Annotated in this window: 25 protein-coding genes; 15 read left to right on the top strand and 10 right to left on the bottom strand. The window is 59.4% G+C overall.

The window, feature by feature from the left end; all coding sequences use genetic code 11:
* Positions 1 to 48: 48 nt before the first annotated feature.
* The 3 genes from ACR0KW_RS01935 to guaA all read right to left on the bottom strand — a co-directional run bounded on the left by ACR0KW_RS01935 (position 49) and on the right by guaA (position 3,886).
* Positions 49 to 1,224, bottom strand: coding sequence for an OmpP1/FadL family transporter (locus ACR0KW_RS01935; protein WP_480803497.1), 1,176 nt, complete (start codon positions 1,222 to 1,224; stop codon positions 49 to 51).
* Between the two features lie 122 nt (positions 1,225 to 1,346).
* Complete coding sequence (locus ACR0KW_RS01930; protein ID WP_480803496.1) at positions 1,347 to 2,252, bottom strand: DMT family transporter; 906 nt, start codon at positions 2,250 to 2,252, stop codon at positions 1,347 to 1,349.
* A gap of 74 nt (positions 2,253 to 2,326) precedes the next feature.
* On the bottom strand, positions 2,327 to 3,886 hold the full coding sequence (gene guaA, locus ACR0KW_RS01925) for a glutamine-hydrolyzing GMP synthase (protein WP_480803495.1): 1,560 nt from the start codon (positions 3,884 to 3,886) through the stop codon (positions 2,327 to 2,329).
* Between the two features lie 81 nt (positions 3,887 to 3,967).
* Here guaA and ACR0KW_RS01920 point away from each other — a divergent pair, with 81 nt between their 5' ends.
* Entirely contained in the window at positions 3,968 to 4,405 is a 438-nt protein-coding gene (locus tag ACR0KW_RS01920; protein WP_480803494.1) for a GNAT family N-acetyltransferase, read from the top strand.
* A gap of 8 nt (positions 4,406 to 4,413) precedes the next feature.
* Here the strand turns inward: ACR0KW_RS01920 and ACR0KW_RS01915 are convergent, their stop codons facing one another.
* A complete protein-coding gene (locus tag ACR0KW_RS01915) occupies positions 4,414 to 5,115 on the bottom strand; it encodes a DUF2270 domain-containing protein (protein ID WP_170324741.1) in 702 nt (233 codons plus the stop codon).
* A gap of 155 nt (positions 5,116 to 5,270) precedes the next feature.
* Between ACR0KW_RS01915 and ACR0KW_RS01910 the strand changes: the two genes are divergently transcribed.
* The gene (locus ACR0KW_RS01910) at positions 5,271 to 6,815 is read left to right on the top strand and encodes a trimethylamine methyltransferase family protein (protein WP_480803493.1); all 1,545 of its coding nucleotides are present in this window, start codon (positions 5,271 to 5,273) and stop codon (positions 6,813 to 6,815) included.
* On the opposite strand, the gene ACR0KW_RS01905 is transcribed toward ACR0KW_RS01910, so the two are convergent.
* The gene (locus ACR0KW_RS01905; protein WP_480803492.1) at positions 6,816 to 7,115 is read right to left on the bottom strand and encodes a DUF6477 family protein; all 300 of its coding nucleotides are present in this window, start codon (positions 7,113 to 7,115) and stop codon (positions 6,816 to 6,818) included. It lies immediately after the preceding gene.
* A gap of 241 nt (positions 7,116 to 7,356) precedes the next feature.
* Here ACR0KW_RS01905 and ACR0KW_RS01900 point away from each other — a divergent pair, with 241 nt between their 5' ends.
* Together ACR0KW_RS01900 and ACR0KW_RS01895 are read left to right on the top strand one after the other, a co-directional pair.
* Positions 7,357 to 8,466 (top strand): DUF6456 domain-containing protein, encoded by a 1,110-nt coding sequence (locus tag ACR0KW_RS01900; protein WP_480803491.1) that lies wholly within the window; start codon positions 7,357 to 7,359, stop codon positions 8,464 to 8,466.
* Positions 8,467 to 8,510: 44 nt separating this feature from the next.
* Entirely contained in the window at positions 8,511 to 9,434 is a 924-nt protein-coding gene (locus ACR0KW_RS01895) for a LysR substrate-binding domain-containing protein (RefSeq protein ID WP_480803490.1), read from the top strand.
* A gap of 52 nt (positions 9,435 to 9,486) precedes the next feature.
* On the opposite strand, the gene ACR0KW_RS01890 is transcribed toward ACR0KW_RS01895, so the two are convergent.
* A complete protein-coding gene (locus ACR0KW_RS01890; RefSeq protein WP_480803489.1) occupies positions 9,487 to 10,035 on the bottom strand; it encodes a redoxin family protein in 549 nt (182 codons plus the stop codon).
* Between the two features lie 264 nt (positions 10,036 to 10,299).
* On the opposite strand from ACR0KW_RS01890, the gene lipA reads away from it, so the two are divergent.
* Positions 10,300 to 11,250, top strand: a complete 951-nt coding sequence (gene lipA / locus ACR0KW_RS01885) for a lipoyl synthase (protein ID WP_480803488.1) — start codon at positions 10,300 to 10,302, stop codon at positions 11,248 to 11,250.
* The gene (locus tag ACR0KW_RS01880) at positions 11,247 to 12,392 is read left to right on the top strand and encodes an amidohydrolase (protein WP_480803487.1); all 1,146 of its coding nucleotides are present in this window, start codon (positions 11,247 to 11,249) and stop codon (positions 12,390 to 12,392) included. Before lipA ends, ACR0KW_RS01880 begins: the two co-directional genes overlap by 4 nt.
* Before the next feature lies 1 nt (position 12,393).
* Here ACR0KW_RS01880 and ACR0KW_RS01875 read toward each other — a convergent pair whose 3' ends face one another.
* Together ACR0KW_RS01875 and hpt are read right to left on the bottom strand one after the other, a co-directional pair.
* The gene (locus ACR0KW_RS01875; RefSeq protein ID WP_480803486.1) at positions 12,394 to 12,753 is read right to left on the bottom strand and encodes a hypothetical protein; all 360 of its coding nucleotides are present in this window, start codon (positions 12,751 to 12,753) and stop codon (positions 12,394 to 12,396) included.
* Between the two features lie 170 nt (positions 12,754 to 12,923).
* Positions 12,924 to 13,466, bottom strand: coding sequence for a hypoxanthine phosphoribosyltransferase (gene hpt / locus ACR0KW_RS01870; protein WP_480803485.1), 543 nt, complete (start codon positions 13,464 to 13,466; stop codon positions 12,924 to 12,926).
* A 72-nt stretch (positions 13,467 to 13,538) separates the two neighbouring features.
* On the opposite strand from hpt, the gene ACR0KW_RS01865 reads away from it, so the two are divergent.
* Both ACR0KW_RS01865 and ACR0KW_RS01860 read left to right on the top strand, forming a co-directional pair.
* A complete protein-coding gene (locus ACR0KW_RS01865; RefSeq protein WP_480803484.1) occupies positions 13,539 to 13,985 on the top strand; it encodes a type II toxin-antitoxin system RatA family toxin in 447 nt (148 codons plus the stop codon).
* Positions 13,986 to 14,022: 37 nt separating this feature from the next.
* Positions 14,023 to 15,318, top strand: coding sequence for an MmgE/PrpD family protein (locus ACR0KW_RS01860; RefSeq protein WP_480803483.1), 1,296 nt, complete (start codon positions 14,023 to 14,025; stop codon positions 15,316 to 15,318).
* Here the strand turns inward: ACR0KW_RS01860 and pyrC are convergent.
* A complete protein-coding gene (gene pyrC, locus ACR0KW_RS01855; RefSeq protein WP_480803482.1) occupies positions 15,315 to 16,352 on the bottom strand; it encodes a dihydroorotase in 1,038 nt (345 codons plus the stop codon). The two genes, ACR0KW_RS01860 and pyrC, sit on opposite strands and share 4 nt — an antisense overlap.
* A gap of 135 nt (positions 16,353 to 16,487) precedes the next feature.
* Between pyrC and ACR0KW_RS01850 the strand changes: the two genes are divergently transcribed.
* Genes ACR0KW_RS01850 through ACR0KW_RS01840 form a run of 3 tightly spaced genes read left to right on the top strand, consistent with a single transcriptional unit; the run spans position 16,488 to position 19,100 of the window.
* Positions 16,488 to 17,396 carry an AAA family ATPase gene (locus ACR0KW_RS01850; RefSeq protein WP_480803481.1) on the top strand — a complete coding sequence of 303 codons (909 nt, stop codon included), beginning with the start codon at positions 16,488 to 16,490 and terminating at the stop codon, positions 17,394 to 17,396.
* Positions 17,393 to 17,785: an ADP-ribosylation/crystallin J1 gene (locus tag ACR0KW_RS01845; RefSeq protein WP_480803480.1), complete on the top strand. Its 393-nt coding sequence runs from the start codon at positions 17,393 to 17,395 to the stop codon at positions 17,783 to 17,785. Before ACR0KW_RS01850 ends, ACR0KW_RS01845 begins: the two co-directional genes overlap by 4 nt.
* 58 nt (positions 17,786 to 17,843) lie before the next feature.
* Positions 17,844 to 19,100 (top strand): vWA domain-containing protein, encoded by a 1,257-nt coding sequence (locus ACR0KW_RS01840; protein ID WP_480803479.1) that lies wholly within the window; start codon positions 17,844 to 17,846, stop codon positions 19,098 to 19,100.
* On the opposite strand, the gene ACR0KW_RS01835 is transcribed toward ACR0KW_RS01840, so the two are convergent.
* Complete coding sequence (locus ACR0KW_RS01835; RefSeq protein WP_480803478.1) at positions 19,101 to 19,604, bottom strand: hypothetical protein; 504 nt, start codon at positions 19,602 to 19,604, stop codon at positions 19,101 to 19,103.
* A 234-nt stretch (positions 19,605 to 19,838) separates the two neighbouring features.
* On the opposite strand from ACR0KW_RS01835, the gene ACR0KW_RS01830 reads away from it, so the two are divergent.
* The 4 genes from ACR0KW_RS01830 to ACR0KW_RS01815 all read left to right on the top strand — a co-directional run bounded on the left by ACR0KW_RS01830 (position 19,839) and on the right by ACR0KW_RS01815 (position 24,883).
* Positions 19,839 to 20,807 (top strand): XdhC family protein, encoded by a 969-nt coding sequence (locus tag ACR0KW_RS01830; RefSeq protein ID WP_480803477.1) that lies wholly within the window; start codon positions 19,839 to 19,841, stop codon positions 20,805 to 20,807.
* Entirely contained in the window at positions 20,804 to 21,805 is a 1,002-nt protein-coding gene (locus tag ACR0KW_RS01825; protein WP_480803476.1) for a molybdopterin-binding protein, read from the top strand. Before ACR0KW_RS01830 ends, ACR0KW_RS01825 begins: the two co-directional genes overlap by 4 nt.
* Positions 21,806 to 21,956: 151 nt before the next feature.
* Entirely contained in the window at positions 21,957 to 22,442 is a 486-nt protein-coding gene (locus ACR0KW_RS01820) for a (2Fe-2S)-binding protein (protein ID WP_480803475.1), read from the top strand.
* An 80-nt stretch (positions 22,443 to 22,522) separates the two neighbouring features.
* Entirely contained in the window at positions 22,523 to 24,883 is a 2,361-nt protein-coding gene (locus ACR0KW_RS01815; protein ID WP_480803474.1) for a xanthine dehydrogenase family protein molybdopterin-binding subunit, read from the top strand.
* Positions 24,884 to 24,961: the final 78 nt, after the last annotated feature.

Below are 24,961 nucleotides of genomic sequence, written 5' to 3'. Positions count from 1 at the left end.
AAAAACCCCGCCGAAGTGGCGGGGTTTGAAGGTCTTTGGTGCGTTGGATCAGCCCAGCGAGTAGGTGATCTGGAAACCGACACTCCACGCGCTGTTGCCGCTGAAGTTGGCCGTCTGGCCAAATCCGCCATCCGCTGTCGCATCGCCAATATCGGTGTAGCGAACGCCGCCGGAGATTTGTGCGTTTTCAAGCGAATAGGTGCCGCCCAGACCGATGCTCCAGAAGCCGTCCGTGGGCCCGAGGTTGGACACCGGTTCTCCCTCGTCAGATTCGTAGCCCAGCGTTACAGCGCCGGCGAACTGATCGGTGAACTGGTAGCCAAGACCGAGCGAGTAGGTGAATGTCGCGTTGTCGTAGTCAACCAGCGGTCTACCGACGATACCAATGTACGCTGGAGGAGAATAGTCCAGTTGGGGCCAGTCAACCCAGCGGATCGAACCGAACAGCAGGGTCTTGGGGGCAACACCGGTCTGGAAGTCTAGGTTAATGGACTGGGGCGTTTCGATTTCGCTGGATGTGTCAACCGACGCAACGGTTCCCGGCGGGATCGGCGGGATTGGGAGTGGGTTGAATGACTCGTTCTGCGACAGGTCGTGTGAGATTTTCGAGTTGTACGTAAGTGACACTCGTGCCGCGATCTCGGGCTTTTCCCATGCCACGCCGACGACATAACCAAAGGCGATGTCCCGATCCGTAGACACATCGTACCCCGCAGCTGCAGGGACCGTGACCGAGGCTTTGACGCGTTGCGCCCGTACGCCGCCGATTGCACTGAACCCGTTGTCGAATTTGTAGCGCAGCAGAGCGGTAATCGCTTCGGTGTCTGCTTTGGCTCTCAGAGTTTCGCCGGTGCGGCCGAACGGCACGGGGTTGATGGACAGCGGATAGTCATCCGCATATTCGATATCGGCCCCAAACGGTTCGTCATACATGATCGCGAAATCAAGTTGATCCGTGAGTGCGGTTTTGTAGCCGAGATGCGGGGTGAAGAAATCATTCGCCACGCTGCCCGAATCTACAACTTGTCCGTTTGTCGGGCTGCCGGGGTTTGCATCAAGCAAGGTGCCGCTAACGCTTGGGTCGGTATATCCAAGCCGGAACTGAGCGACCGATCCTTCTTCGAAGATCAGGTTGATGCCTTGGCCGCTGCGATCCAGGCCGCCTGCATAGGCCGCTGTTGCCCCGACGCTGAGTGCGCACGCCTGTAATAGCGCTTTTTTCATCATGTCCTCCCTTAAGGTCTCCTGTAGGTCAGGCCTGGGTTATTGAGTGGTTACGATCGACCCGACTTATGGTGCTCGATACTTTCTTAAGGCTTACTAAACCGTCAACTGGTGACGGTGCGTTATTGCTGGTGATTGTGGGGGGAATCTGTTGCTAAACTGTTACGATTTTCAGCCTGGACGTTCATAAAGATGCCCGAAAAGATCACGGCCGCCCCAAGCAAGGTCCAGTGGTCCAGCGGCTCGTGGTACAGAATCATGCCGACCACTGCGATGGTCGGCAGGCGGGCAAAATCGAATGGAACGACTATGGTTGCCGGGGCAATGGCCAGCGCATTGGTGATGCAGTAATGCGCCAACAGACCTGCCAGCCCCACCAATAAAAGGAATGGCATCGTAGTCAGAGTGGGCAGGGTAATTTGCCCATCGATTCCCGCCGCGATCAGTCCAAGAAACGCTTGCATTACGGTCAGCCAGAACATGATGCAGCCAATGCTGGCAAACCGCGTCAGGGTCTTGGTCGATATGGTTGTCAGGGCAAAGAATACCGCCGATAAGGCGGCTGCCAGAACACCCGCGCTGAGCGGTACGGCTCCGGGGCGGGCGACGATCAGGATGCCGACAAAGCCGATCAGGGCCGAAAGCACGCGAACCGGCGTCAGCCGTTCTTTCAACAGCAGTGGCGACAGCAGGATGACCCAAATGGGCTGTGTGAACTCCAACGCAAAAACCTGCGCCAGAGGGATGGCTGTAACCGCATAGAACCACAGGTTTTGACCTGCGAAATGCGTCAGGTTCCGGACGCCGTGCAGACCCAGCTTGAAGGTCGAGACCTGATGCCACTTTCCGGTCAGCGACAGGACCAGCGCGACGACGCAGATGCCGACAAGGCTGCGGTAGAACATGATTTCAAAAGTATCATGCGTTACGCTCAGCTCTCGGCCTGCAATGGCCATAGACGAGAACGAGGCGATAGCCCCGGTCATCCAAAGCGCGGCCTTGCCGATCTGCGGTTTACTACTGTCCATTCACCTGCCTGCGGGAATCGCTGGTTTCTGGCTGAAATTAAACAAAAAAGCCGGGACAGTGCCCGGCTTTTTAGTCATTCCCATTCGATCGTTCCCGGAGGTTTCGAGGTGATGTCATAGGTGCATCGGTTGATGCCCTTCACCTCATTGATGATCCGCGTGGCGGTTTCGCCAAGGAATTCGTGAGTGAACGGGTAGTAATCGGCAGTCATGCCATCGACCGAAGTGACCGCCCGCATGGCGCAGGCATAGTCATAGGTCCGCCCGTCGCCCATCACGCCCACGGTGCGGACGGGCAGAATGGCGACAAAGGCCTGCCAAATCTCGTCATACAGCCCGTGCTTGCGAATCTGGTCGATATAGACCGCGTCGGCCTCGCGCAGGATTTCCAGTTTCTCGCGGGTGATCTCACCGGGACAGCGGATTGCCAAGCCCGGTCCGGGGAAGGGGTGGCGGCCAATAAAGCTCTGCGGCAGTCCGAGTTCGCGGCCCAGGGCGCGGACCTCGTCCTTGAACAGTTCGCGCAGGGGCTCGACAAGTTTCAGGCCCATCTTTTCCGGCAGGCCGCCGACGTTGTGGTGCGATTTGATGGTGACCGACGGACCGCCCGAGAACGAGACCGATTCGATCACGTCAGGATACAGCGTACCTTGCGCAAGGAACTCGGCGCCTTCGATGGTATCAGCATGTTTCTGGAACACGTCGATGAACAGCTTACCGATGATCTTGCGCTTGGTTTCGGGGTCGGACTGACCGTCCAGTTCGCCCAGGAACAACTCGCTTTCATCCGCATGGATCAGCTGGATGTTGTAGTTGTCGCGGAACATGCCGACGACTTCCTGCGCTTCGTTCTTGCGCAGCAACCCGTGGTCGACGAACACACAGGTCAGTTGATCACCGATTGCTTCGTGGATCAGGATCGCCGCAACCGAGCTGTCGACGCCGCCGGACAGGCCGCAGATGACTTTCTTGTCGCCGACCTGTTCGCGGATCTTGCGGATCATTTCATCGCGATAGGCGCCCATGGTCCAGTCGCCATCGAACCCGGCCAGTTTTACGAAGTTCTCATACAGTTTCGCGCCCTTGGGGGTGTGGTGCACCTCGGGGTGGAACTGCACGGCATAGAAGTGTCGGCTGGTGTCGGCGGTGATTGCAAAGGGCGCGTTGGGTGAGGTTCCGAAAACCTCGAACCCCGGGGCGATTGCGCTGACGTGGTCGCCGTGGCTCATCCAGACCTGTTCATCGCCGTCGGCGAACCAGCCGTCCAGAATATCCAGCTGACCTTTCGGAGTGACAAAGGCACGTCCAAACTCGGCGGTGCCGTGGCCGCTTTCGACCTTACCGCCAAGCTGGTGCATCATCACCTGCTGGCCATAGCAAATGCCAAGGATCGGCACGCCATAGTCGAAAATCTCTTGCGGGGCGCGGGGCGAACCCTCGCGCGTCACGCTGTCCGGCCCGCCCGAGAAGATCACGGCCTTGGGCGCCATTTCGCGCACAAAGTCCATCGTGACATTCTGGTAGGGGTGGATTTCACAATAGACATTCAACTCGCGCAGGCGGCGTGCGATCAGCTGCGTCACCTGGCTGCCGAAGTCGATGATCAGAAGGCGGTCATGGGATGTCTGGCTCATGACTGGCTCTTAGGTCGCGCGGCGTCTATGTGCAAGCGTTATGAAGGCGTTTCAGGCCAGATACGCAAGGAGATCAGATCAATGACCACCATTCGGTTCAAGAATGCGACACAGGAAGACGCCGAGGCGATCACCGAATGCATCGCAGCCGCCTATTCCAAAGCGCGCGAAACCATTGCTGATCTACCGGATGTAACGGCGGGTATTGAACAGGATATCTCAGATCATCGGGTGGTTTTGGCTGTTGCAGGAACCGGGTTGGCCGGGGTGATCATTTTTGCCCAGCAAGGTGACGAGATGAAGGTTTTCAATCTGGCCGTTTCGCCAAACGCGCAAGGGCAGGGGGTTGCCGGAAAACTGCTGGCACGGGCCGAGGCCGAAGCGCGTGAGGTCGGATGTACGCGTATGGTTTTGCGTACCCACCGCCTTATGACGGATACACGCGCGATCTATGCTCATCTGGGTTGGCTTGAAACAGAAGTCAGCGGCAATTCTGTTGCACTGGAAAAAGCACTCTGAACCTGTCTCTAACCCATTGATTCCGACTTTTCACTGCCACGGCGAGAGGCGCGGTTGCCATCTGCCCGATAGCTCCAGATTGCGATGACGGACCAGCACAGAATGTAGAATATGCCGGTGATTATGAGGACCTCTCCGGGAATGGGGCCTACATCAGCGCGGTCGATGGCCTGAGGGAAACTCTCGACCGGGGTCGGGTGGACCGAGATCTTGACGCAGAAGGCCAGGCTCTGGATTAGCAGAATCCACAGATAGTTCCTGCGGATTCGTCGCCCGATCGCGATCATGAGACTCACGTGGTAGCGCGGATGCAGGTAATCCTGCGCCAGAACCTTTTGCCAGTTCTCCTCCATGTGAAGGTCGCCATCATAAAGCAGCGGAGCGTAGAAATGTGTCTCGAGCCATCTGGCCCGGGCGCGCCATACATTGAAATACCTGTATCGCCGCGCTTCGAGCATCAGAAACAGGATGATCAGTACACCCACAAGCACCAGCGGCAGTGGTGAAGCCTCGGGCGAGGAAAAGGAAATCGACAGCGCGACGCCCAGCGTGACTACCGCCCAATTGGTCGTAGTATCCAGCCGCGTGCGCCAGATGGTGCTTCGGTATACCTCGCCTCTGTAAAGGTGTGCCACGGCCCCAATTTCGGCCGCATCAAGTGACTTGCGCTCTACTTCGGCGGAGGGTGGTTTTTGCGATTCCGGATCCATGCTCTTATCATGAGCATCACGGAATAGGGGTCAAAAAGAAAATCGAACTGGCGAACATGTCGCTTTTACCCCGATTGCGCCGTTATCCACGTTCGGTGTGATTTTCGGTTCCGGTAACACAATTTGCAACGTGAACAGACTAACGGGATTATCTCATGTCAGAGGCAAACACCCGACGCAGAGCCAGAGGCGGTGGCGGAGCCGCCCGCCGGGCCGAGCGCACCGCGGTTCGTATCGAAACGGCAAAGTACATCGAACGGAATATTCCGAATTTCGAGGTTCTAAACGAAGAAGCGTTGGAGATCATTGAAACCAACGCGGAAACCATTCTGGCCGAGGTTGGCGTCAACTTTGTGGACAACCCGGGCGCATTGCAGCGTTGGAAAGACGCCGGCGCCGATGTCGACGGTGAGCGCGTCCGTATCCCGCGCGGTCTGGCGCGTGAACTGATCAAGACGGCGCCCAGCCAGTTTACCCAGCACGCCCGCAACCCCGAAAAATCGGTAGTCATCGGCGGTCGCAACCTGGTTCTGGCACCGGTCTACGGTCCTCCGTTCGTACGGGACATCCATGGCGGACGTCGTTATGCGACCATGGACGATTTCAACAAGTTCGTGAAACTGGCCTATATGTCCAAGTGGCTGCACCACTCGGGCGGGACCGTGTGTGAGCCGACTGACGTTCCGGTGAACAAGCGCCACCTGGATATGCTGATGGCGCACATGACCCTGTCGGACAAGCCGTTCATGGGTTCGGTCACCGATCCCAGCCGCGCACAGGATTCGGTTGAGATGTGCGAGATTCTGTTCGGCAAAGAGTTCGTTCAGGAAAACACGGTGATGACCTCGCTGACCAACATCAACTCGCCGATGACCTTCGACGACGTGATGATGGGCGCGCTGGAAGTTTATGCGAAGAACAATCAAGCCTGCATCATCTCGCCCTTTATCGTGGGTGGCGCAATGGCGCCGGTTTCGATTGCAGGGACACTGACTCAGGTTCTGGCCGAAGTTCTGGCTGGCGTGGCGTATAGTCAGATCATCCGCCCTGGTGCGCCTGCGATCTTTGGTGCCTTCGTGTCGTCGATCGATATGAACTCTGGCGCGCCGACATTTGGTACGCCTGAGGCATCGATGGTTACCTACGGTGCGGGCCAGTTGGCGCGACGTCTGAACCTGCCGTTCCGCTCGGCCGGGTCGTTCTGTGGTTCCAAACTGCCCGACGCGCAGGCGGCTTACGAGACAGCAAACTCGCTGAACATGGGTTTGATGGCCGGCGTGAACTTCATGCTGCATTCGTGCGGCTGGCTGGAAGGCGGTCTGGTTGCCGACTTTGAAAAGTTCGTCATGGATGCCGACCAGCTTGGCGTTCTGCACGGTCTGGCCAAAGGCGTTGCGTATGACGAGAACGCTCAGGCGATGGAAGCGATCCGCGAAGTCGGCCCCGGTGGTCACTATCTGGGTTGCGCCCATACGCAGGCGAATTTCAAAGAGGCGTTCTGGAAGTCCGAGGTTCTGGACTACAAACCCTTCGAGACCTGGGAAGACGAAGGCGAGCGTGACACACGCACACTGGGCGCTGCACGGGTCGAGCATCTGCTGGCTAATTACCAGCAGCCGCAACTCGACCCGGCCATTAACGCTGCGCTGAATGAATACGTGGCGGAAAAGAAAGCATCCATGCCGGACGCCTTCACCTGATCACTGATATTGCGAGGCGTGGCTGGCCTGATACAGCTGCGCCTCGCCCAACAATGCAATCAGCAGATCCAAATGGCGCACCAGAGAATAGGCTGCGTCTTCCTCCATCCGCTGCGCGTTAACCTCTCGTTCCATTTCCATCAGCCGAACCAGTGCCGCACCGGTTCCTGGCAACGAACCGTATCCCAGAATACGTTGTAGATGCCGTTCCCGATCATAGTCCTGCGCCCCGAATTTCGCGGCCCGAGCCAACAGGCGGGGGCGGCGTAGGGTGGTAATCATGGTCATCAGGTCCTGCATTTCAGAGGTTCCTTGTTCGGGTGGAAGTTGCCCCTTTTGTCACACAACCTAAGCGGGTGTTGCCTTGATTGGGTTCGCGCCGAACTCTGACTTCATGAGTGTTTATGTTTTTGAATCAAATCTGGTTCTTGTCCCCGCGGGTTAACGAACGAGTAACGAAAGCAGCTCTAGTTAGAATTGGTTAACAAACTCATCGGGGGCGATTGAGCACAGATTGTTGTTTCGACAAGGGCAAGGAACTATGGAAAATAACATGGCTTTCACCATTCCGGCTTGGGTACCTGAAGGGGCACAGAGGTATCTTGCCCACACAGAGACCGGCCAGTCGATCCGCGATATCGCGCGATCTGCGGGGTGCCATGCTTCGACCATTCTCAGACAAATCAGACGGATCGAAATGCGCCGCGACGATCCTTTGGTGGACGCCGCTCTGCAATCACTGGCCGAGACGCATTTCGCCGATCCGGATACGAGCGCGGGCGACACGTTTCCCATTACGCAGGAAGAAACCGCAGCCGCCAAGGACGAGGAATTCAACCGCGAGGCCCTGCGCATTCTGCGGCGGCTGTGCGAAACCGGTTCCGTTCTGGCGGTGGCCGAGGAAATGGACAAGGCCGTTGTGGTCCGCGATACCGGTGACACCGGGGCCACCAGAACGGCCGTAGTGGAGTGCAGAATCGCGCAGGCGCTGGCCCTGAAGGACTGGATTTCCTGCGACAATCCCGGTCGGATTTCGCGCTATCGCATTTCTTCGGCAGGCCGGTCCGCGCTGAGCCGACTGATTGCCGAGGCCGAGAACAAGGCCCGCGAACGTAGTGAGTTTGGCATGGCGGAGGCACCGGCGTCTTTTCAGGTTCAAATGGCACCGGGGCAGGGCGCGGCGGCGAAACCGGAGCGGCCACGGCGCATTCGTTACAGCGCGGCGGAAAGTCCCCTGATTGCTTTAGCCCGTCGACGGGATCGGGATGGCAAGCCGTTTCTGGATGAATCGCTGGTGGCTGCGGGTGAACGTCTGCGTGAGGATTTTGAATTGGCGCAAATCGGCCCTCAGGTCACGCAGAACTGGGACCATTTCCTGACCGCCGGAGGGCGAGGCAGTTTTAAAAGCGAGGCCTATGGCGGGCGGGGCTCGTCCGATGCGCGCGATCGCGTGGAGCACGCCTTGTCGGATCTCGGGCCGGGGCTGAGCGACGTGGCGCTGCGCTGCTGTTGTTACCTCGAAGGCTTGGAGCTGGCAGAGAAACGCATGGGATGGTCGGCGCGGTCGGGCAAAATCGTACTGCGGATCGCGCTGCAACGTCTCAAGCGGCATTACGAATGCCAGTCAGAGCGCAATCGCATGATCGGGTGATATGTTTTGGTTGCGTTCGTGTGGCCAAGTGATAGTCACAGGTTATGAATTTTACCCTCAGACAGTTGCAATATTTCAGCGCCGTCGCGGAACAGCGTAATTTCGGACGGGCGGCGCAGACATGTCATGTGTCGCAGCCCGCCTTGTCGGTGCAGATCAAGGCACTGGAGGAAAGTCTGGGCGGCCCGCTGTTTGAACGTCAGGCGCGCGACATCCTGCTGACTCCGTTGGGGCGCGATGTGCTGGATCATGCGCGTCAGGTTCTGGGGGCCGCCGATAGGCTGGATCAATTTGCCAGGGATCGCTCGGGCGGGCACAGATCGCTGGCGATTGGCATCATTCCGACAATCGCGCCGTATCTGCTGCCCGGCGTTCTGGCCGGTCTGCGCGCCTCGGACGTGTCGCTGCGCGTGCAGGTGCGCGAGGCCAGAACCGAACGCCTGCTGACCATGCTGCGTGCCGGAGAGATCGACGCCGGTGTCATGGCTCTGCCGGCTGGAGGAAATGAGCTGTTTGAACTGCCTCTGTTTCAGGATCGGTTTCTTCTGGCCGGCAGCACGGCGCGTTTGCAGGGCATGGCAACAAACCCCGAAGCCCTGCGGCCACTGGATTTGAAAACCGCGCAGTTGATGCTGCTGGATGATGGCCACTGCCTGACGGATCAGGCGCTTGAGGTTTGTGGGCAGGACCGCAGCAGCGGGCTGATCAATATGGGTGCCTCGTCGCTGGCCACTCTGTCCCGACTGGTCGCCGAAGGTTTTGGCCTGACCCTGATGCCCGAGCTTGCGGCGCGGTCAGAATCCGAGGCTGTGCCGGGACTGAAACTGATGCGTTTCAGTACACCTCAACCGGCGCGGACGGTTGGTTTGGTGCGGCGTGCGTCAACCGGACAAGAGGACTGGTTCGACGGTCTCGCCGAGGTCATCCAACGGGTCGGCGAAAGTATCGTGACGGCCACGCGCACTTGAAAACGAAAAGACCCGCCAATGGCGGGTCTTTTGCAATGGATACTAGAAAAGCTTAGGCCAGAGCCGGCTCTTTGGCTTCGTCCAGGTGCTTTTTCAGGTTTTCCGGCGAGGACACGCCATAGGGGTCTTCGGGGCAGTTATCCATCAGGCCGGGCTCTTCGAACCATGCCTCGACTACACCGTCGTTGACGATGGCGGCATAGCGCCACGAGCGCATTCCGAAGCCCAGGTTGTCCTTGTCGACCAGCATACCCATCTTGCGGGTGAATTCGCCCGAGCCATCCGGGATGACCTTGACGTTTTCCAGACCCTGGTCCTGTGCCCATTTGTTCATAACAAAGCTGTCATTTACCGACATGCAGTAGATCTCATCGATGCCTTTATCCTTGAATTCGGCATAGCCGTTTTCAAAACCGGGCAGCTGGTAGGTCGAGCAGGTGGGGGTGAATGCGCCGGGCAGCGAGAACAAGATCACCCGTTTGCCAGCAAAGTAATCTGCGGTGGTCTTGTCTTCCCAACGGAACGGGTTGGGGCCTTCGACGGCCTCGTCACGGACGCGGGTGTGAAAGGTTACGTCAGGCAGTTTAGTACCGGATTTCATGCTCAATTTCCTGTGATTCATCTGTGAACTGCCGAAGATTTAAAACAGTTCTAAATTGGCTTCAACGTCATAGTTGCGGCAATCGCGAAATCTGGCAGAGACCACAAAGCGCGCTGTTTGTAATGGAAATTAGTCGTGATTTGTCAGGTGTTTTTCTGCAATTGCATAGTGCGCTGTTATGGCAGCTATGCACGGGTGGCGTAGCTAACCACTGCAGTTTATATTATGTCGAAGCAAAGTGACCCCAAGTCAGGAAAGCCGACCGTGCGTGATCTGAAGATCCCCGAACAACGTCATCCCGAAAAGGCGCATCGCCAGGACAATGCGCAGCCGAAAAAGCCGAAATGGATCCGCGTGAAGGCTCCGGGTGGAAAAGGGTATGCCGATACCCACAAAATCATGCGCGAGAACAACCTCGTGACCGTCTGCGAAGAGGCCGGGTGCCCGAATGTTGGCGAGTGTTGGAGCCAGGGTCACGCCACCATGATGATCATGGGTGAGATCTGTACCCGTGGCTGCACATTCTGCAACATCGCCACCGGTCGCCCGGACGATCTGGATGCGTTTGAACCCGGTCGAGTGGCGCATGCAGTGCAGAAACTGGGGCTGAACCACGTGGTCATCACTTCGGTTGACCGGGATGATCTGGAAGATGGCGGTGCGGAGCACTTCGCACAGACCATCCGTGCGGTACGTCACCGCTCGCCCAAGACGACCATCGAAATTCTGACGCCGGACTTCCTGAAATGTGATCCTTCGGTTCTGGAAGTTGTGGTCGAGGCGAAACCCGACGTATTCAACCACAACCTTGAAACCGTTCCGGGCCTCTATCCCGAAGTGCGCCCGGGTGCGCGCTATTTCCACTCGCTGCGCCTGTTGCAGCGGGTCAAAGAGATGGACCCGTCGATCTTCACCAAATCGGGCATCATGGTCGGCTTGGGAGAGGACGAGCAGCAAGTCCGTCAGGTCATGGACGACATGCGCGCTGCCGATATCGATTTCCTGACCATCGGTCAGTATTTGCAGCCCACGCCGAAACACCACGGCGTTGATCGCTTTGTCACGCCCGAGGAGTTCGCATCTTACGAGAAGGCGGCCTACGGCAAGGGCTTCCTGATGGTTTCCGCGACGCCTCTGACCCGGTCGTCCTATCACGCGGGGGATGATTTTGCCCGCCTGCGCGATGCGCGCCAGAAAAAGCTGGAACAAGGGTGACCCCCGACACACTCGACCGGCTGACCCGGCTGCGCCATGAACTGCATCAATACCCCGAGATTTCCGGGCAGGAGGAGCAAACCGCTGCCCGGATTGCCGATGAGTTGTGTGCCCGCGGTGCCGATCAGGTGTTGACGGGTATCGGCGGGCATGGTGTGGCGGGCATTTTCGACAGCGGACAGGCTGGACCAACCGTTGCCGTTCGGTGCGAACTGGACGGGTTGCCGATTCAGGAAATCTCTGACGAGGACTATGCCTCGCGTGTTCCGGGTAAGGGGCATCTGTGCGGCCATGACGGTCATATGACGATGGTTCTGGGCGTGGCTGAGCAACTGGCCCAATCCCGACCGGAAATGGGCCGCGTGGTGCTGATCTTCCAACCGGCCGAGGAAACCGGGCAGGGAGCCATCGCCTTTCGGGCCGACCCAAAGTTTGCCGAAATCGCACCTGATTTTGTGTTTTCTTTGCATAACCTGCCGGGCTTGGCACAAGGGGATGTATTGCTGTGCGAAGGGCCTGCCAATTGCGCCTCTCGCGGGATGAAGATTGTTCTGACCGGCAAGACGTCACACGCGGCAGCACCGCAAGATGGAGTGTCACCGGCCGGGGCGCTGGCCTCCCTGATGCCGCAATTGGCGGCCTTGGGGAAGGGTGGTGCTCTGGACGCCGATTTTGCCCTGACTACGGTGACACATGTCAACTTGGGCGAACCAACATTTGGCGTTGCCCCCGGTCGGGCCGAGCTTTGGGTGACCCTGCGCACTGTCGCTGACGCGCGGATGCAGAACCTGATGAACGAGGCCGAGGCGCTGGTGGCGCGGGCCGCGGCGGGTCAGGGGCTGGGGTATGAGATCGGCTATGAAGACGTGTTCGAATCCTGCGTGAACGCACCCGAAGCCGTTGAACTTCTGGGTCGAGCCTGTATGGAAACAAACGTGTCCTGCGCGTTGACGTCCAACCCGCAGAAGTTCTCAGAAGATTTCGGGCAATTCGGCAAAGGGGCCAAGGCGGCGATGTTTTGGTTGGGTGCTGGGACGACCCATCCGCAGTTGCACAACCCAGATTATGATTTCCCCGATGAAATCATTCCAGTGGGCGTCGCAGTGTTTGTGGAATCAATCCGATCCCTGCTGTGGCAATAAGTCAGTTAACAAGGTCGCTGACTATTCCCACCGCATCGATCACCGTCTGGGTGTCGTCAGAAATCGAAAGAATTTCATCATCCACGCGGATGTAGCGTTGTCCTTTGGGCAGAGGTTTTAGCTTCCAGCCGTCCAGATCATCAACGTAGTCGAAATCCAAATCGTTGGGTAACTTCTGGCCGCGTGTGTACCGCTTGATCTGGCCTGGCGGAACCGAGACACCATTATTGGACTTTATCGGTTTTTCGACTTTGGCTTTCTCAACGCCTTTGCCTTTACCCTTGTTGTCTTTGGCGTCGGCAATTCCGGCAAACAAGACCACCACGCTGGCGGTCACAACAGCTACAGTCAACAGCTTCATTGGCAGAAACCTCCTCTTGTCTCGGAAGGTTAATCTGCAGTCTAACCAGTTGCCCATTGATATTCGATTTTAAGAATTCGAATGACGTTGTTACAGAAGCTGAGCCTGATTGTTTTGGTATGAGCAGTTTGGATTTTAGGGTGTGTCAAATAACTTGGCGTTAGACTTGCTCAATCTTCGGTAAAGCGAACCTTGCCGATAAAGGGCAGGTTGCGATTGCGCTGCGCGTAGTCGATTCCGTAGCCCACGACAAATTCGTCCGGAATCTCGAACCCGATCCAGTCAGACCGGAAATCAACTTCGCGACGGCTGGGTTTGTCCAGCAGGGCGATGGATTTGAGTCGAGCAGGCTTGCGACTGCTCAGCAGCTTGGTCACGTGGTTCAACGTATGGCCCGTATCGACGATATCCTCGACCACCAGAACGTCACGCCCTTCAATTGCGCCGCGCAAGTCTTTGAGAATGCGAACTTCTCGGCTGCTTTCCATCGAGTCGCCATAGGAGGACGCCTCCAGGAAATCCACCTCGATGGGCAGATCCAGCTCGCGCACCAGATCGGCAATGAAAACGAAACTGCCGCGCAGCAGGCCGACTACGACCAGCTTGTCGGTGTTGCCGAATTCCTGTGTGATCTCGCGGCACAGCTCCTCGATCCGGGCGGCGATGGCCTTGGCCGAGATCATCTCATCTATCACATATGCACGGTCGCTCATCGCTGCCCCCTTGATCTTTGGCGCGCAACATACGAAATCACGCGGCATTGTCACCTGTTAATACCGGACGCCATGCCTACTCATTCGGAAACCCGCCACCTGCCGTATACGGCGCAGCAGATGTACGACCTGATCGCGGATGTGGCGAAGTACCCCGAGTTTCTGCCCTGGTGCGCCGCTGCCCGTATCCGCCGGACCTATGTCGCGGGCGAGGCGCAGGTGATGGAGGCTGATCTGGTCATTTCCTTCAAGGTCTTCCGCGAACGGTTCGGCAGTCGGGTGACGCTGTTCCCTGATCAGATGAAGATCGACACCGAATATCTGGACGGCCCCTTCAAATACATGAAATCCGACTGGCAGTTCGCGGACGCGCCCGAGGGCGGGTGCAATGTGTCCTTCCATGTGGATTTCGAATTCAAGAACGCCATCCTGCAAGGCATCATCGGGGTTGTCTTCAACGAGGCCATGCACCGGATCGTTCAGGCGTTCGAGGCTCGCGCTGCGGATTTGTACAGCTAGGTCTTTACCCGCAACCGGCGCGCGCTAGACTGCGCCCATGAGCGATTTTTCCAATTCTCTGGCTGCGTTCGCAGCAGGCCCTGTCGAGACGACTTTGCCGACACGGGTCGTTACTTCTCTGTCCGTTCTGGACTGGATTGCCGTTGGGCGTGCCGGGGTTGCTGAGCCGGTTTCAGAAGCCGTGCGTGACCTCGTGCTGGGCGAGGAGGGCGCTGCGCAGGCGCATCTGTTTGGCGGCGGTGCGGCCCCAATGCGCGGGGCGGCCTTGGTCAACGGCACCGTGTCGCACGCGCTGGATTATGACGACACGCATTTTGCCCATATCGGGCACCCTTCTGTTGCAGTTTTACCCGCCGCTTTGGCGCTGACCGAATGGGATGACCGCATTCTTGTCGACTTCCTCGAGGCCGCGCTGGTGGGGATGGAAGTTTCGATCCGCATGGGTCTGTGGCTGGGCCGCGACCACTATCAGGCGGGATTCCACCAGACGGCGACGGCAGGAGCGTTCGGAGCCGCCGTTGCTACGGGCCGCGTTTTGGGTTTTGACGTCACACAGATGCGCAAGGTGCTGGGCCTGACGGCGACCCGCGCCGCAGGCCTCAAGGCGCAATTCGGGACGATGGGCAAGCCGTATAACGCGGGTCTTGCAGCCTCGGCCGGGGTCGAGGCCGCCTTGCTGGTCGCCAAAGGTTTCGAACCCAACATGGACGCGTTGGAAGGGCAGTACGGCTTTGGTGCGACCCACAAGGGCGAGGGGGATGCGCCAAACGCTTTAGCCGGGCTGGGTGAGGAGTGGTTGTTCGAAGCCGTTAGTCACAAGCTCCATGCCTGCTGCCACGGCATGCATGCCGCGCTTGAAGCCGCGCGCGATCTGGACATTGCTGAACCAGAAGTGGCCGAAATCAAGGTCAAGACACATCCACGCTGGATGAGTGTGTGCAACCAGATGTCTCCGACCACGGGTCTCGGGGCCAAGTTTTCATACCGGACGGTGATCGCCATGCAGGCGCTTGGCTATGACACGGCGCTGCCCGCCAGCTTTACTGACAAGGTCTGCGCGGACCAGCGCCTAAAGTCCCTGCGGGATCGGGTATCCGTCGAGGCGGATGAGACCCTGTCAGAGACGCAGGCGCACCTGACCCTGTTGCGCCGCGACGGTGCACGGCTTGAGGCAACCCATGATCTGTTAGCGCCGATGAGCTTGGCGGACCGCGAAGACCGTGTGCGCGGCAAGGCCGCCAAACTGATCGGAAGCGAAGAGGCGGACGCGATCTGGTCAATGCTGCGCACCGGTGGCCGCGCCCGCGATCTGGCAAAAAGACTGGCGGGTTAGACAACGTGCCAGTGCAGCGGGAAACCCGGCTCAAAGACCGTTACCGGGCCATCTTCGGATTCGATCTTGTCGGGGTAGGCGACGGGCTCGCCCTTGGTCAGGGTGATGGTGCCCTCGTTGACCGGCAGGCGGTAGAAGGCAGGCCCGTTCAGCGAAACAAACCCTTCCAACTTGTCCAGAGCGCCTTCGCTTTCGAACATCTCGGCCACCAGTGACATGGTGTTTGTCGCCGTGAAGCACCCGGCGCACCCACAGGCCATTTCCTTGTTCGCATCTGTATGCGGTGCGCTGTCGGTGCCCAGGAAAAACCGCGCATCGTCCGAGGTCGCAGCGGCCAGCAACGCCAGCCGGTGCTCTTCCCGCTTGGCGACGGGCAAGCAGTAGTAATGCGGTTTGATGCCGCCCACCAGAATGTGGTTGCGGTTGATGATCAGATGGTGCGCGGTAATGGTCGCGCCCAGATCGGTATCGTTGGCTTTCACATAATCCACGCCGTTCGAGGTGGTGATATGCTCCATCACCACGCGCAGTCCCGGGGTGGCCTTGCGGATCGGGTCCAGAACACGGTCGATGAACACGGCCTCACGGTCAAAGATGTCGATCTCTGCATCGGTAACTTCACCGTGGACGCACATGGGCAGACCGATCTCGGCCATCTTCTCAAGCACCGGACGCACCTTGTCGAAATCTCGCACGCCCGAGGCCGAGTTGGTCGTGGCCCCGGCTGGGTACAGCTTGACCGCCTTGATCAGCCCGCTGGCATGGGCTGCGGCCACATCGTCAGCATCGGTATCCTCGGTCAGGTACAAGGTCATCAGCGGCTCGAATGTCATACCCTCGGGCAACGCGGCCATGATGCGATCGCGATAGGCCGCGGCCTGATCGCCGCGTACCACGGGCGGCACAAGGTTGGGCATGATGATCGCGCGAGCAAAATGGCGCGCGGTTTCGGGCAGGACGGCCTGCAACATCGCGCCATCGCGCAGGTGCAGGTGCCAGTCGTCGGGGCGGCGGATCGTGATGCTATCGGTCATGGCGCCTCCGCTATCACACAGGCCGCGCGCGGGAAAGGCCTTGTCAACGCACCGGATCGCCGTAAGTCCCGGAAAGACCATGGCCTTGACGCGCGCGCGCCGCCGTGACCTTTTGTGGCGAGGGAGAGACATGACATGACACAGCCAGAATCTATTGACAGCGTTCAGAAAATGTTGGGCGAGCAAGGCTACGTCTGTGGTCGAGCGCTTGCTACGGTTGTGTTTCTGTCGCTGAAGCTGGGCCGTCCACTGTTTCTGGAGGGCGAGGCCGGGGTGGGCAAGACCGAGATCGCCAAGGCGCTGGCGGCGGGTCTGAACCGGCGTCTGATCCGGCTGCAATGTTACGAGGGGCTGGATGCCTCCTCGGCCGTCTACGAATGGAACTTTCCGGCGCAGATGGTGGCAATCCGGACGGCAGAAGCGTCGGGTGGTGCAGATCGTGGCGCGTTGCAGTCTGAACTGTTTTCGGACGAGTACCTGATCGAACGCCCTCTGCTGCAAGCGATGCGCCCCGACGAAAACGGTGCGCCGGTCCTGTTGATCGACGAACTGGACCGCACGGACGAACCGTTTGAGGCGTTCCTGCTGGAGGCGCTCAGCGACTTTCAGGTGACAATCCCTGAGCTGGGCACAGTGCACGCGCCCGAGCCGCCCATCGTCATCGTCACCTCGAACCGCACGCGCGAGGTGCATGACGCCTTGAAACGCCGTTGCCTCTATCATTGGGTCGATTACCCCGACTTCGACCGCGAGATCGAAATCCTGCACGCCCGCGCCCCCGAGGCCGCCGAGGCGCTTAGCCGCGAGGTGGTGGCCTTCGTTCAACAACTGCGCACCGAGGATCTGTTCAAGAAACCCGGCGTGGCCGAGACCATCGACTGGGCCAAATGTCTGCTGGCGCTGGACGTGATCAACCTCAGCCCCGAGGTGATCGGCGACACGCTGGGTACGATCCTGAAATACCAGGATGACATCCAGAAACTTCAGGGGTCCGAGGCGAAACGGATTCTGGATCAGGCGAAAGCTGAATTGGACGTTGCATGATACTTTTCCGCCCAACCGGGGCCAAAGAGCTGGAGTTGGTGAAGGACAGCGCTTGGACCACCTGGCCGCCGCGTCTGCCGGATCAGCCAATCTTTTATCCGGTGACCACGTTTGATTATGCCGAGAAAATCGCGCGGGACTGGAATTCGGTGCTGCCCGATCCGGAAAACTATGGCTTCGTGACCGAGTTCGAAATCAGTCCTGACGCCGTGCAGAGATATCCTGTTCAGGATGCCGGGGGAAAGGCGCACACGGAACTCTGGGTTCCCGCCGAAGACCTGCCGTGGTTCAACACTCAGATCCAAGGACAAATCCGCGTGGTTGCCTGTTACCGGGATGGCCAACGCATACCGATGACAGAACATTCCCTGTCTGCCAGTTTCGTTTGATGCTTCATCATTTTCAAAATACTTCGGGAGTTTGGGGGCAACGCCCCCATGAACGGTAGTGGCGGAACAATTCCCCCTCGATATCCCCGACAACCCCAAGTTGGCGCAGAACATCACCCATTTTGCACGGGCCTTGCGTAAGGCAGGGCTGCCGATTGGAACGGGGCGGGTGGTTGACGCGATCCGGGCCGTGCAGGCGGCCGGGTTCTCGGAAAAGCGGGATTTCTACTGGACGCTGCACGCCTGTTTCGTCAGCCGACCCGAGCATCGGACGGTGTTCGCGCAGGTCTTCCGCATGTATTGGCGCGACCCGCGTTACATGGAGCACATGATGGCCATGATGCTGCCCGCCATTCGTGGCGTGCAGGAAGAACGCAAGGCCGACCCTGCCGAAAAGCGCGCGGCCGAGGCGTTGTTGGACGGCGTTGAACGCGATCTGCCCGATACGGTTGAGCAGGAAGAAGACACCGAGCTGGAGATTGACGCCTCGCAAACCGCGTCCTCCGAGGAACGGCTGCGCAGTCTGGATTTTGAACAGATGAGCACGGCCGAGATCGCGCAGGCCAAACGTATGCTGGCGCGGTTGACGCTGCCGGTAAAACCCATCGAGTCGCGGCGCGGACAGGCCAGCCATCTGGGCCATCGTATCGACCGTGCCCGTACCCTGCGCGCCGCAATGCGTCAGGGTGGCGAACTGCGCAATATCGCGCGCCTGAAGCCCAAGCCGCGTTGGCCCAATCTCGTAGTGCTGTGCGATATCTCGGGATCGATGAGCCAGTACAGTCGGATCATCCTGCATTTCCTGCACTCGGTTTCGAACGCCAAAGGCGCCGGTTGGGCCAAGGTCCATGCCTTCACCTTCGGCACGCGCCTGACCAACATCACCCACCACCTGCAGCAGCGTGACGTGGATGCCGCTCTGGCCGCTGCCGGGGCCGAGGCGCAGGATTGGGAGGGCGGCACGCGGATCGGAGAATGCCTGCACGCCTTCAACCGCGACTGGTCCCGCAGGGTCATGGGGCAGGGCGCTGTGGTGCTTTTGATCTCGGACGGGTTGGACCGGGGCGACCCCGAGGCATTGGGGAAAGAGATGGAGCGGCTACACCTTTCGGCCAGACGACTGATATGGCTCAATCCACTGCTGCGCTGGGATGGGTTCGCGCCCAAGGCGCAGGGCGTGGCGGCGATGCTGCCGCATGTGGACAGTTTTCGCGCAGGCCATTCGATTGCGTCTTTGGAGGATCTTGCCGCCGTTATCTCACAACCCGACGACGTGGGAGAGAAAGCGCGGCTGATGGCCGCGCTTTCGGGGTGATTAGCCACCCACCTGCTCTTCGTTGCACTTGCGCGCCATTTCCATGGCCTTGTAGGTGCCGGTCAGATCGACGGTGAAGGCGAACTCTTTCTCGGGAAACACGACCATGACCTTCTGCTTGGCAATGTCATCCGCGAACTGAGGGTCGTCGGACAGAACATAGCCGCCGGAATAGCCTTTGGTGATATTGCCCTTCATGCCGGTGGCTTCGCCCAGATAGATGTTGTCGCCCAGCAGGATCGCTACAGCTTCTTTCTCGCCGCGTTTGATGTCGGTCTTAGCCTTGGTGAACACGCCCACATAGCCGACGCTGCGGTCTTCGGTCAGCCCCATCTGAATCACGTTTTCAGCGCCATCGACGGCTTCGATCAGGCAGGATTTCTTGTCCTGATCGATGAAGACTTTCCATCCCTCGACCTCACCGTAGCGCAGGAAAGTATCCGCGCTGACTGCGGTCGATGCCAGCATCCCAATTGCCATTCCGAGTGTAAAAATGCGTTTCAACTCTCTGTCTCCCTTGTGAAAAATCAATATGCGCATACTGGAATGCACCAGTCGCGCGTGTAGGCTAGAATCACGCCTGTTGACAATCAATCCTTTGCGTAAACCGTGGAAATCCGGGCTTCTTTGTGCCGAAGGTTCGGTTATTTAGGGCTGTATATCACCCTCTGGGCCATGGGTTCCTTTTCATCCCGTCAAACCTGCCTATGTTGGGGCTGAACACTCCGGGAGGGTGCAATGGACAGATTCGACAACAGCCCCGAAACGGCTCTGCGCTGGTTTCGCGACGGAAGACCTGTCGCGTTGGCCACGGTGGTCGAGACCTGGGGCAGCGCGCCTCGGCGTGTGGGCGCTCAGCTGGTCATCGGTGGCGACGGTCGTATCGAGGGATCAGTCTCAGGTGGATGTGTCGAAGGCGCGGTTGTGGTTGAGGCGCTGGAGGCAATCGACGAAGGCGAAGCGCGGCTGTTGGAGTTCGGCGTCAGCGACGAGGATGCTTTTGCCGTGGGGCTAGCCTGTGGCGGCACCATTCGTGTGTTGGTCGAACCAGTGGGCAAAGTGCTGCCCGAGCCGATGCTATTTGAACTGGTCGAGGCTCGGGCCCGGCGTGAACCGATTGCCTATGAGGTGAATATCGAGACCGGCCACCGCGCCCTGCGGCGCAACGCCTATGCGGACCGCTTGCGCATGGATCGGTCTGGCTTCGAGGAAGACGGCCAGACCTTCGTCGCGGTGCATAATCCTCCGCTGCGGCTGATCGTTGTTGGTGCTGTTCATATCACGCAGGCACTGGTGCCGATGGTGAGGATCGCCGGGTACGATCCTGCTATCATCGACCCGCGCGATGCCTTTGCTTCAAGCGCGCGCTTTCCCGGTGAGACGATCCTGACCGATTGGCCGGACGAGGCCGTTGCCAAACTGGGGATGGATGCGCGGACGGCGGTGGTGTTGTTGACCCATGACCCCAAGCTGGACGACCCGGCCCTGCAATCCGCGCTTAAGGCTGGGGTTTTCTATATCGGCGCTTTGGGTTCGACCCGGACCCATGCCAAACGCGTGGCACGGATGAAAGAGGCCGGTTTCACCGACGCGCAGATCGCGCGTATCCACGGGCCGATTGGTCTGGATATTGGTGCTACGGACCCTTCGGAAATCGCGGTGTCCATTCTGGCGCAAATGACAGCCGTATTGCGGGGCAAAGTGTGAAGTTCGGCCCCGTTCCCGTTGATCAGGCCGCCGGCGCGATCCTAGCCCATTCCGTAAAGGCCGGAGAGACAAAGCTGCGCAAGGGCCTCTTGTTGACGCCCGAGCATCAGGAGGCATTGGCCGCTGCCGGGCATAGTTCGGTTACGGTCGCTCGGCTGGAGCCGGGAGATTGTCATGAAGACAAAGCGGCCGGGATGTTGGCCGACGCTCTGGTGCCAAACCCCAAGGCAGCCGCATTGCGGGTGACGCAACCGTTCACCGGCCGCGTGAATCTGTTGGCGGATGGTCCGGGTGTCGCGGTGCTGGACGTTGCCGCGCTTGAGGCGTTCAACCAGGTCAACCCGATGATCACCGTGGCCACCGTTCCGCAATATCAGCAGATGAGCGCAGGCGGCATGGTCGCGACGATCAAGGTGATTTCCTACGCCGTGCCGGGCGGAGACGTTCTTGTTGCATCGCGTCTGGCAAAGGGCGCGGTCCGTCTGGCCACGCCTGTCTACCGAAACGCTGGGTTGGTTGTGACCGACATACCCGGCGGGCCACCGAACGAAAAAGGCATCGCTGCGATTCAGGGGCGGGTGGAAGCCTTGGGGTTGGAGCTGGCTGATGTGCGTGTTGTCCCGCACAAGACCGAGGCCCTTGCAACCGCCATCGGCGAAACGCGGGGCGATGTGTTGATGATCCTGACCGGTTCGGCCACTTCAGATGTGTCTGACGTAGCCCCCGAAGCAGTACGGGCAGCAGGCGGGCAGGTGGACCGTTTTGGAATGCCGGTCGATCCGGGGAACCTGCTGTTTCTTGGGGCGCAAGGCGAACGTCCGGTGATCGGGTTGCCGGGATGCGCGCGGTCTCCGGCGTTGAACGGGGCGGATTGGGTCCTGTCGCGCGTTGCCTGCGGGGTCGCGACGACAGGCACGGATATTGCGGCGATGGGGGTAGGCGGACTGCTCAAGGAAATCCCGACGCGACCGCAGCCAAGGGCAGGGCGTAAGGGATAACACGGCGGTTATTTGCCTTTCCGGTTCAACGAAATAGATGTTGGCGATTGACCGAGTGACTGACCAAAACACTCGCTAAATATTTTTGTTCTCAAACAAATTTTCCCGTGTTTAACTCTGCGCAGGGAGAGTTTCATTTTGGGAGGAACATATGACACAGGTCTCAATGACCGTGAACGGGAAATCCGTGAGCGGTGATGTCGAGGGCCGGACGCTGCTGTCCAGCTTTCTGCGTGATCACCTGTCGCTGACCGGAACCCATGTGGGCTGCGATACTGCGCAATGTGGTGCGTGTGTGGTTCACGTGAATGGCGAGGCGGTCAAATCCTGCAACATGCTGGCCCTTGAGGCCGATGGCGCGGATGTGGGCACGATTGAGGGGCAGGCGAATGCCGATGGTTCTCTGAACGTGATCCAGCAGGCGTTTCAGGATCATCACGGGCTGCAATGCGGGTTCTGTACCCCGGGCATGGTGATGAGTGCTGCGGCCCTGCTGAAAGACAACCCACGTCCGACCGAGGCCGAGATCCGCAAGTACCTTGAAGGCAACCTGTGTCGGTGCACCGGCTATCACAACATCGTCAAGGCGATCATGGCCGCATCCGGTCAGGACGTCAGCAATATCGCTGCCGAATAATGCCACTGCGGGCGCAAGAGGAGACGCCCGTGGGATGACAAAGGGTGCACCAGCATCCGTTTATGGGAGGAGAACAAGCAATGCCCAAAGACAGTGGCATCGGAGCCAGTTCCAAGCGGCGTGAAGACGTACGCTTTCTGACCGGAGCGGGCAATTACACTGACGACATCAACGTACATGGCCAGGCCTATGTACATTTTCTGCGATCCGACATTGCGCATGGCCGGATAAAATCCGTGGACACTTCGGCTGCTGAGGACATGCCCGGTGTGGTCAAGGTTTTCACCGGCAAGGATTTCGAAGGCGTGGGCGGGATGCCCTGCGGCTGGGAGGTGACCGACAAGCACGGCGCGCCGATGCAGGAGCCGCCGCACCCGATCCTGGCCCAGGGCAAGGTGCGCCATGTAGGCGACCCGATTGCAGCCGTTGTGGCCGACAGCCTTGAGCAGGCCCGCGATGCGGCTGAGGCCATCGAGGTGGATATCGAGGAACTGCCCGCGGTGATCGACATGAAGGCTGCCGCGCAGGACGGCGCGACGCTGGTCCATGACGATCTGAAGAACAACATCTGCTATGACTGGCAACTGGGCGAGACCGACGATGCCAAGGTCGATGAGGTCTTTGCCAATGCCGCCCATGTCACCACTCTGGATCTGGTGAACAACCGTCTGGTCGCCAACCCGATGGAACCGCGTGTGGCGGTGGGCGAGTACAAGCGCGGCACGGATGAGTACACGCTCTACACCACGTCGCAGAACCCGCACGTGATCCGCTTGCTGATGTGCGCCTTTGTTCTGGGTCTGCCGGAACATAAAGTGCGCGTGGTGGCCCCGGATGTGGGCGGCGGCTTTGGCACCAAGATTTTCCACTATGCGGAAGAGGCGTTTTGTACCTTTGCGGCCAAGGCCTGCAACCGTCCGGTCAAGTGGACGTCCAGCCGGTCTGAGGCGTTCATGTCCGATGCCCATGGCCGCGACCATGTCAGCAAGATAGAACTGGCGTTGGATGCGGACAATAACTTCATCGGCCTGCGCACCAACACCTATGCCAACTTGGGGGCTTATCTGTCGACCTTCTCCAGCTCGGTTCCGACCTGGCTGCACGGAACACTGATGGCGGGCAACTACAAAACGCCGGTCATTCAGGTGAACGTGAAGGCGATGTTCACCAACACGGTGCCTGTGGATGCCTATCGCGGCGCGGGCCGCCCTGAGGCGACCTTCCAGTTGGAGCGCGTGGTGGACAAGGCCGCCCGCGAATTGGGCGTCGATCCGATTGCCCTGCGCCGTCAGAACTTTGTCACTCAATTCCCCTATGACACGCCGGTGGCGCTGACCTATGACACCGGGGATTACAACGGGACGATGGACAAGCTTGAGGCCGCTGCCGATTTGGCGGGCTTTGCTGCGCGTCGTGCGCAAAGCGAGGCCAACGGCAAGCTGCGCGGTCTGGGCGTCAACTGCTATATCGAGGCCTGCGGCATCGCACCCTCGAACATCGTCGGCATGCTGGGGGCCCGCGCGGGTCTCTATGATGCCGCGACGGTGCGCGTGAACGCCACCGGTTCGATCAGCGTCATGGTTGGTGCGCACAGCCACGGTCAGGGGCATGAGACCGCCTTCCCGCAGGTTGTGGCTGACATGATCGGCATCGACGAGTCGATGGTCGAGATCGTACATGGCGACACCTCGAAGATCCCGTTTGGCATGGGCACCTATGGCTCGCGCTCGCTTGCGGTCTGTGGCTCGGCAATGGTCAAGGCGACCGAGAAGGTGATTGAGAAAGCCAAGCGGATCGCGGCCCACCTGCTGGAGGCCGCCGAAGCGGATATCGAACTCAAGGACGGTCAATTCAGCGTCGCGGGTACCGACAAATCGGTGGCTTGGGGCGATGTGACCCTGACGGCTTATGTGCCGCACAACTATCCGCTGGAAGTGGAGCCCGGGCTGGAGGAAACCGCGTTCTACGACCCAGCCAACTTCACCTTCCCGGCCGGCGCTTATGCCTGTGAGGTCGAGGTCGACCCGGAAACAGGCCAGGTGACCATCGAGGCCTTCACCGCCGCCGACGATTTCGGAAACATCGTCAACCCGATGATCGTGGATGGTCAAGTCCATGGCGGCATCGGTCAGGGCATCGGCCAAGCGCTGCTAGAGAACTGCGCCTATGACGAGAACGGCCAACTGCTGAGCGCATCCTACATGGACTATGCCATGCCGCGTGCGGATGACGTGCCGTTCTATGGTGTCGATCATTCCAGTCAGACGCCCTGTACCCATAACCCGTTGGGCGTGAAGGGCTGTGGCGAGGCCGGGGCCATCGGCTCACCGCCTGCGGTGGTCAACGCGGTTCTGGATGCGTTGAACTCGGGCGGTAAGGCCGTCGATCACATCGATATGCCGGTAAGCCCGTCGCGCGTCTGGGCGGCGATGAACAGCTGAAGGGAGAGGGCGGACCGGGGGCCAGCCCCCCGGACCCCCGAGATATTTATAGCCAGATGAAGGGCAGATCCGCGCCTT

This window comes from Ruegeria sp. CG11 (assembly GCF_056537245.1).
The sequence above is the reverse complement of the archived record's forward strand: the minus strand, read 5'-3'. Positions and strand labels throughout refer to the sequence as shown.

Excerpts from the sequence above, each read along its gene's own strand:
- pyrC (WP_480803482.1), bottom strand. The coding sequence starts at position 16,352 with ATGACCGATAGCATCACGATCCGCCGCCCCGACGACTGGCACCTGCAC.
- ACR0KW_RS01830 (WP_480803477.1), top strand. The coding sequence starts at position 19,839 with ATGGACAGATTCGACAACAGCCCCGAAACGGCTCTGCGCTGGTTTCGC.
- ACR0KW_RS01860 (WP_480803483.1), top strand. The coding sequence starts at position 14,023 with ATGAGCGATTTTTCCAATTCTCTGGCTGCGTTCGCAGCAGGCCCTGTC.
- ACR0KW_RS01850 (WP_480803481.1), top strand. The coding sequence starts at position 16,488 with ATGACACAGCCAGAATCTATTGACAGCGTTCAGAAAATGTTGGGCGAG.
- ACR0KW_RS01895 (WP_480803490.1), top strand. The coding sequence starts at position 8,511 with ATGAATTTTACCCTCAGACAGTTGCAATATTTCAGCGCCGTCGCGGAA.
- ACR0KW_RS01935 (WP_480803497.1), bottom strand. The coding sequence starts at position 1,224 with ATGAAAAAAGCGCTATTACAGGCGTGCGCACTCAGCGTCGGGGCAACA.
- ACR0KW_RS01820 (WP_480803475.1), top strand. The coding sequence starts at position 21,957 with ATGACACAGGTCTCAATGACCGTGAACGGGAAATCCGTGAGCGGTGAT.
- ACR0KW_RS01890 (WP_480803489.1), bottom strand. The coding sequence starts at position 10,035 with ATGAAATCCGGTACTAAACTGCCTGACGTAACCTTTCACACCCGCGTC.
- ACR0KW_RS01845 (WP_480803480.1), top strand. The coding sequence starts at position 17,393 with ATGATACTTTTCCGCCCAACCGGGGCCAAAGAGCTGGAGTTGGTGAAG.
- ACR0KW_RS01900 (WP_480803491.1), top strand. The coding sequence starts at position 7,357 with ATGGAAAATAACATGGCTTTCACCATTCCGGCTTGGGTACCTGAAGGG.
- ACR0KW_RS01930 (WP_480803496.1), bottom strand. The coding sequence starts at position 2,252 with ATGGACAGTAGTAAACCGCAGATCGGCAAGGCCGCGCTTTGGATGACC.
- ACR0KW_RS01915 (WP_170324741.1), bottom strand. The coding sequence starts at position 5,115 with ATGGATCCGGAATCGCAAAAACCACCCTCCGCCGAAGTAGAGCGCAAG.
- ACR0KW_RS01875 (WP_480803486.1), bottom strand. The coding sequence starts at position 12,753 with ATGAAGCTGTTGACTGTAGCTGTTGTGACCGCCAGCGTGGTGGTCTTG.
- guaA (WP_480803495.1), bottom strand. The coding sequence starts at position 3,886 with ATGAGCCAGACATCCCATGACCGCCTTCTGATCATCGACTTCGGCAGC.
- ACR0KW_RS01905 (WP_480803492.1), bottom strand. The coding sequence starts at position 7,115 with ATGCAGGACCTGATGACCATGATTACCACCCTACGCCGCCCCCGCCTG.
- hpt (WP_480803485.1), bottom strand. The coding sequence starts at position 13,466 with ATGAGCGACCGTGCATATGTGATAGATGAGATGATCTCGGCCAAGGCC.
- ACR0KW_RS01815 (WP_480803474.1), top strand. The coding sequence starts at position 22,523 with ATGCCCAAAGACAGTGGCATCGGAGCCAGTTCCAAGCGGCGTGAAGAC.
- ACR0KW_RS01865 (WP_480803484.1), top strand. The coding sequence starts at position 13,539 with ATGCCTACTCATTCGGAAACCCGCCACCTGCCGTATACGGCGCAGCAG.
- ACR0KW_RS01920 (WP_480803494.1), top strand. The coding sequence starts at position 3,968 with ATGACCACCATTCGGTTCAAGAATGCGACACAGGAAGACGCCGAGGCG.
- ACR0KW_RS01910 (WP_480803493.1), top strand. The coding sequence starts at position 5,271 with ATGTCAGAGGCAAACACCCGACGCAGAGCCAGAGGCGGTGGCGGAGCC.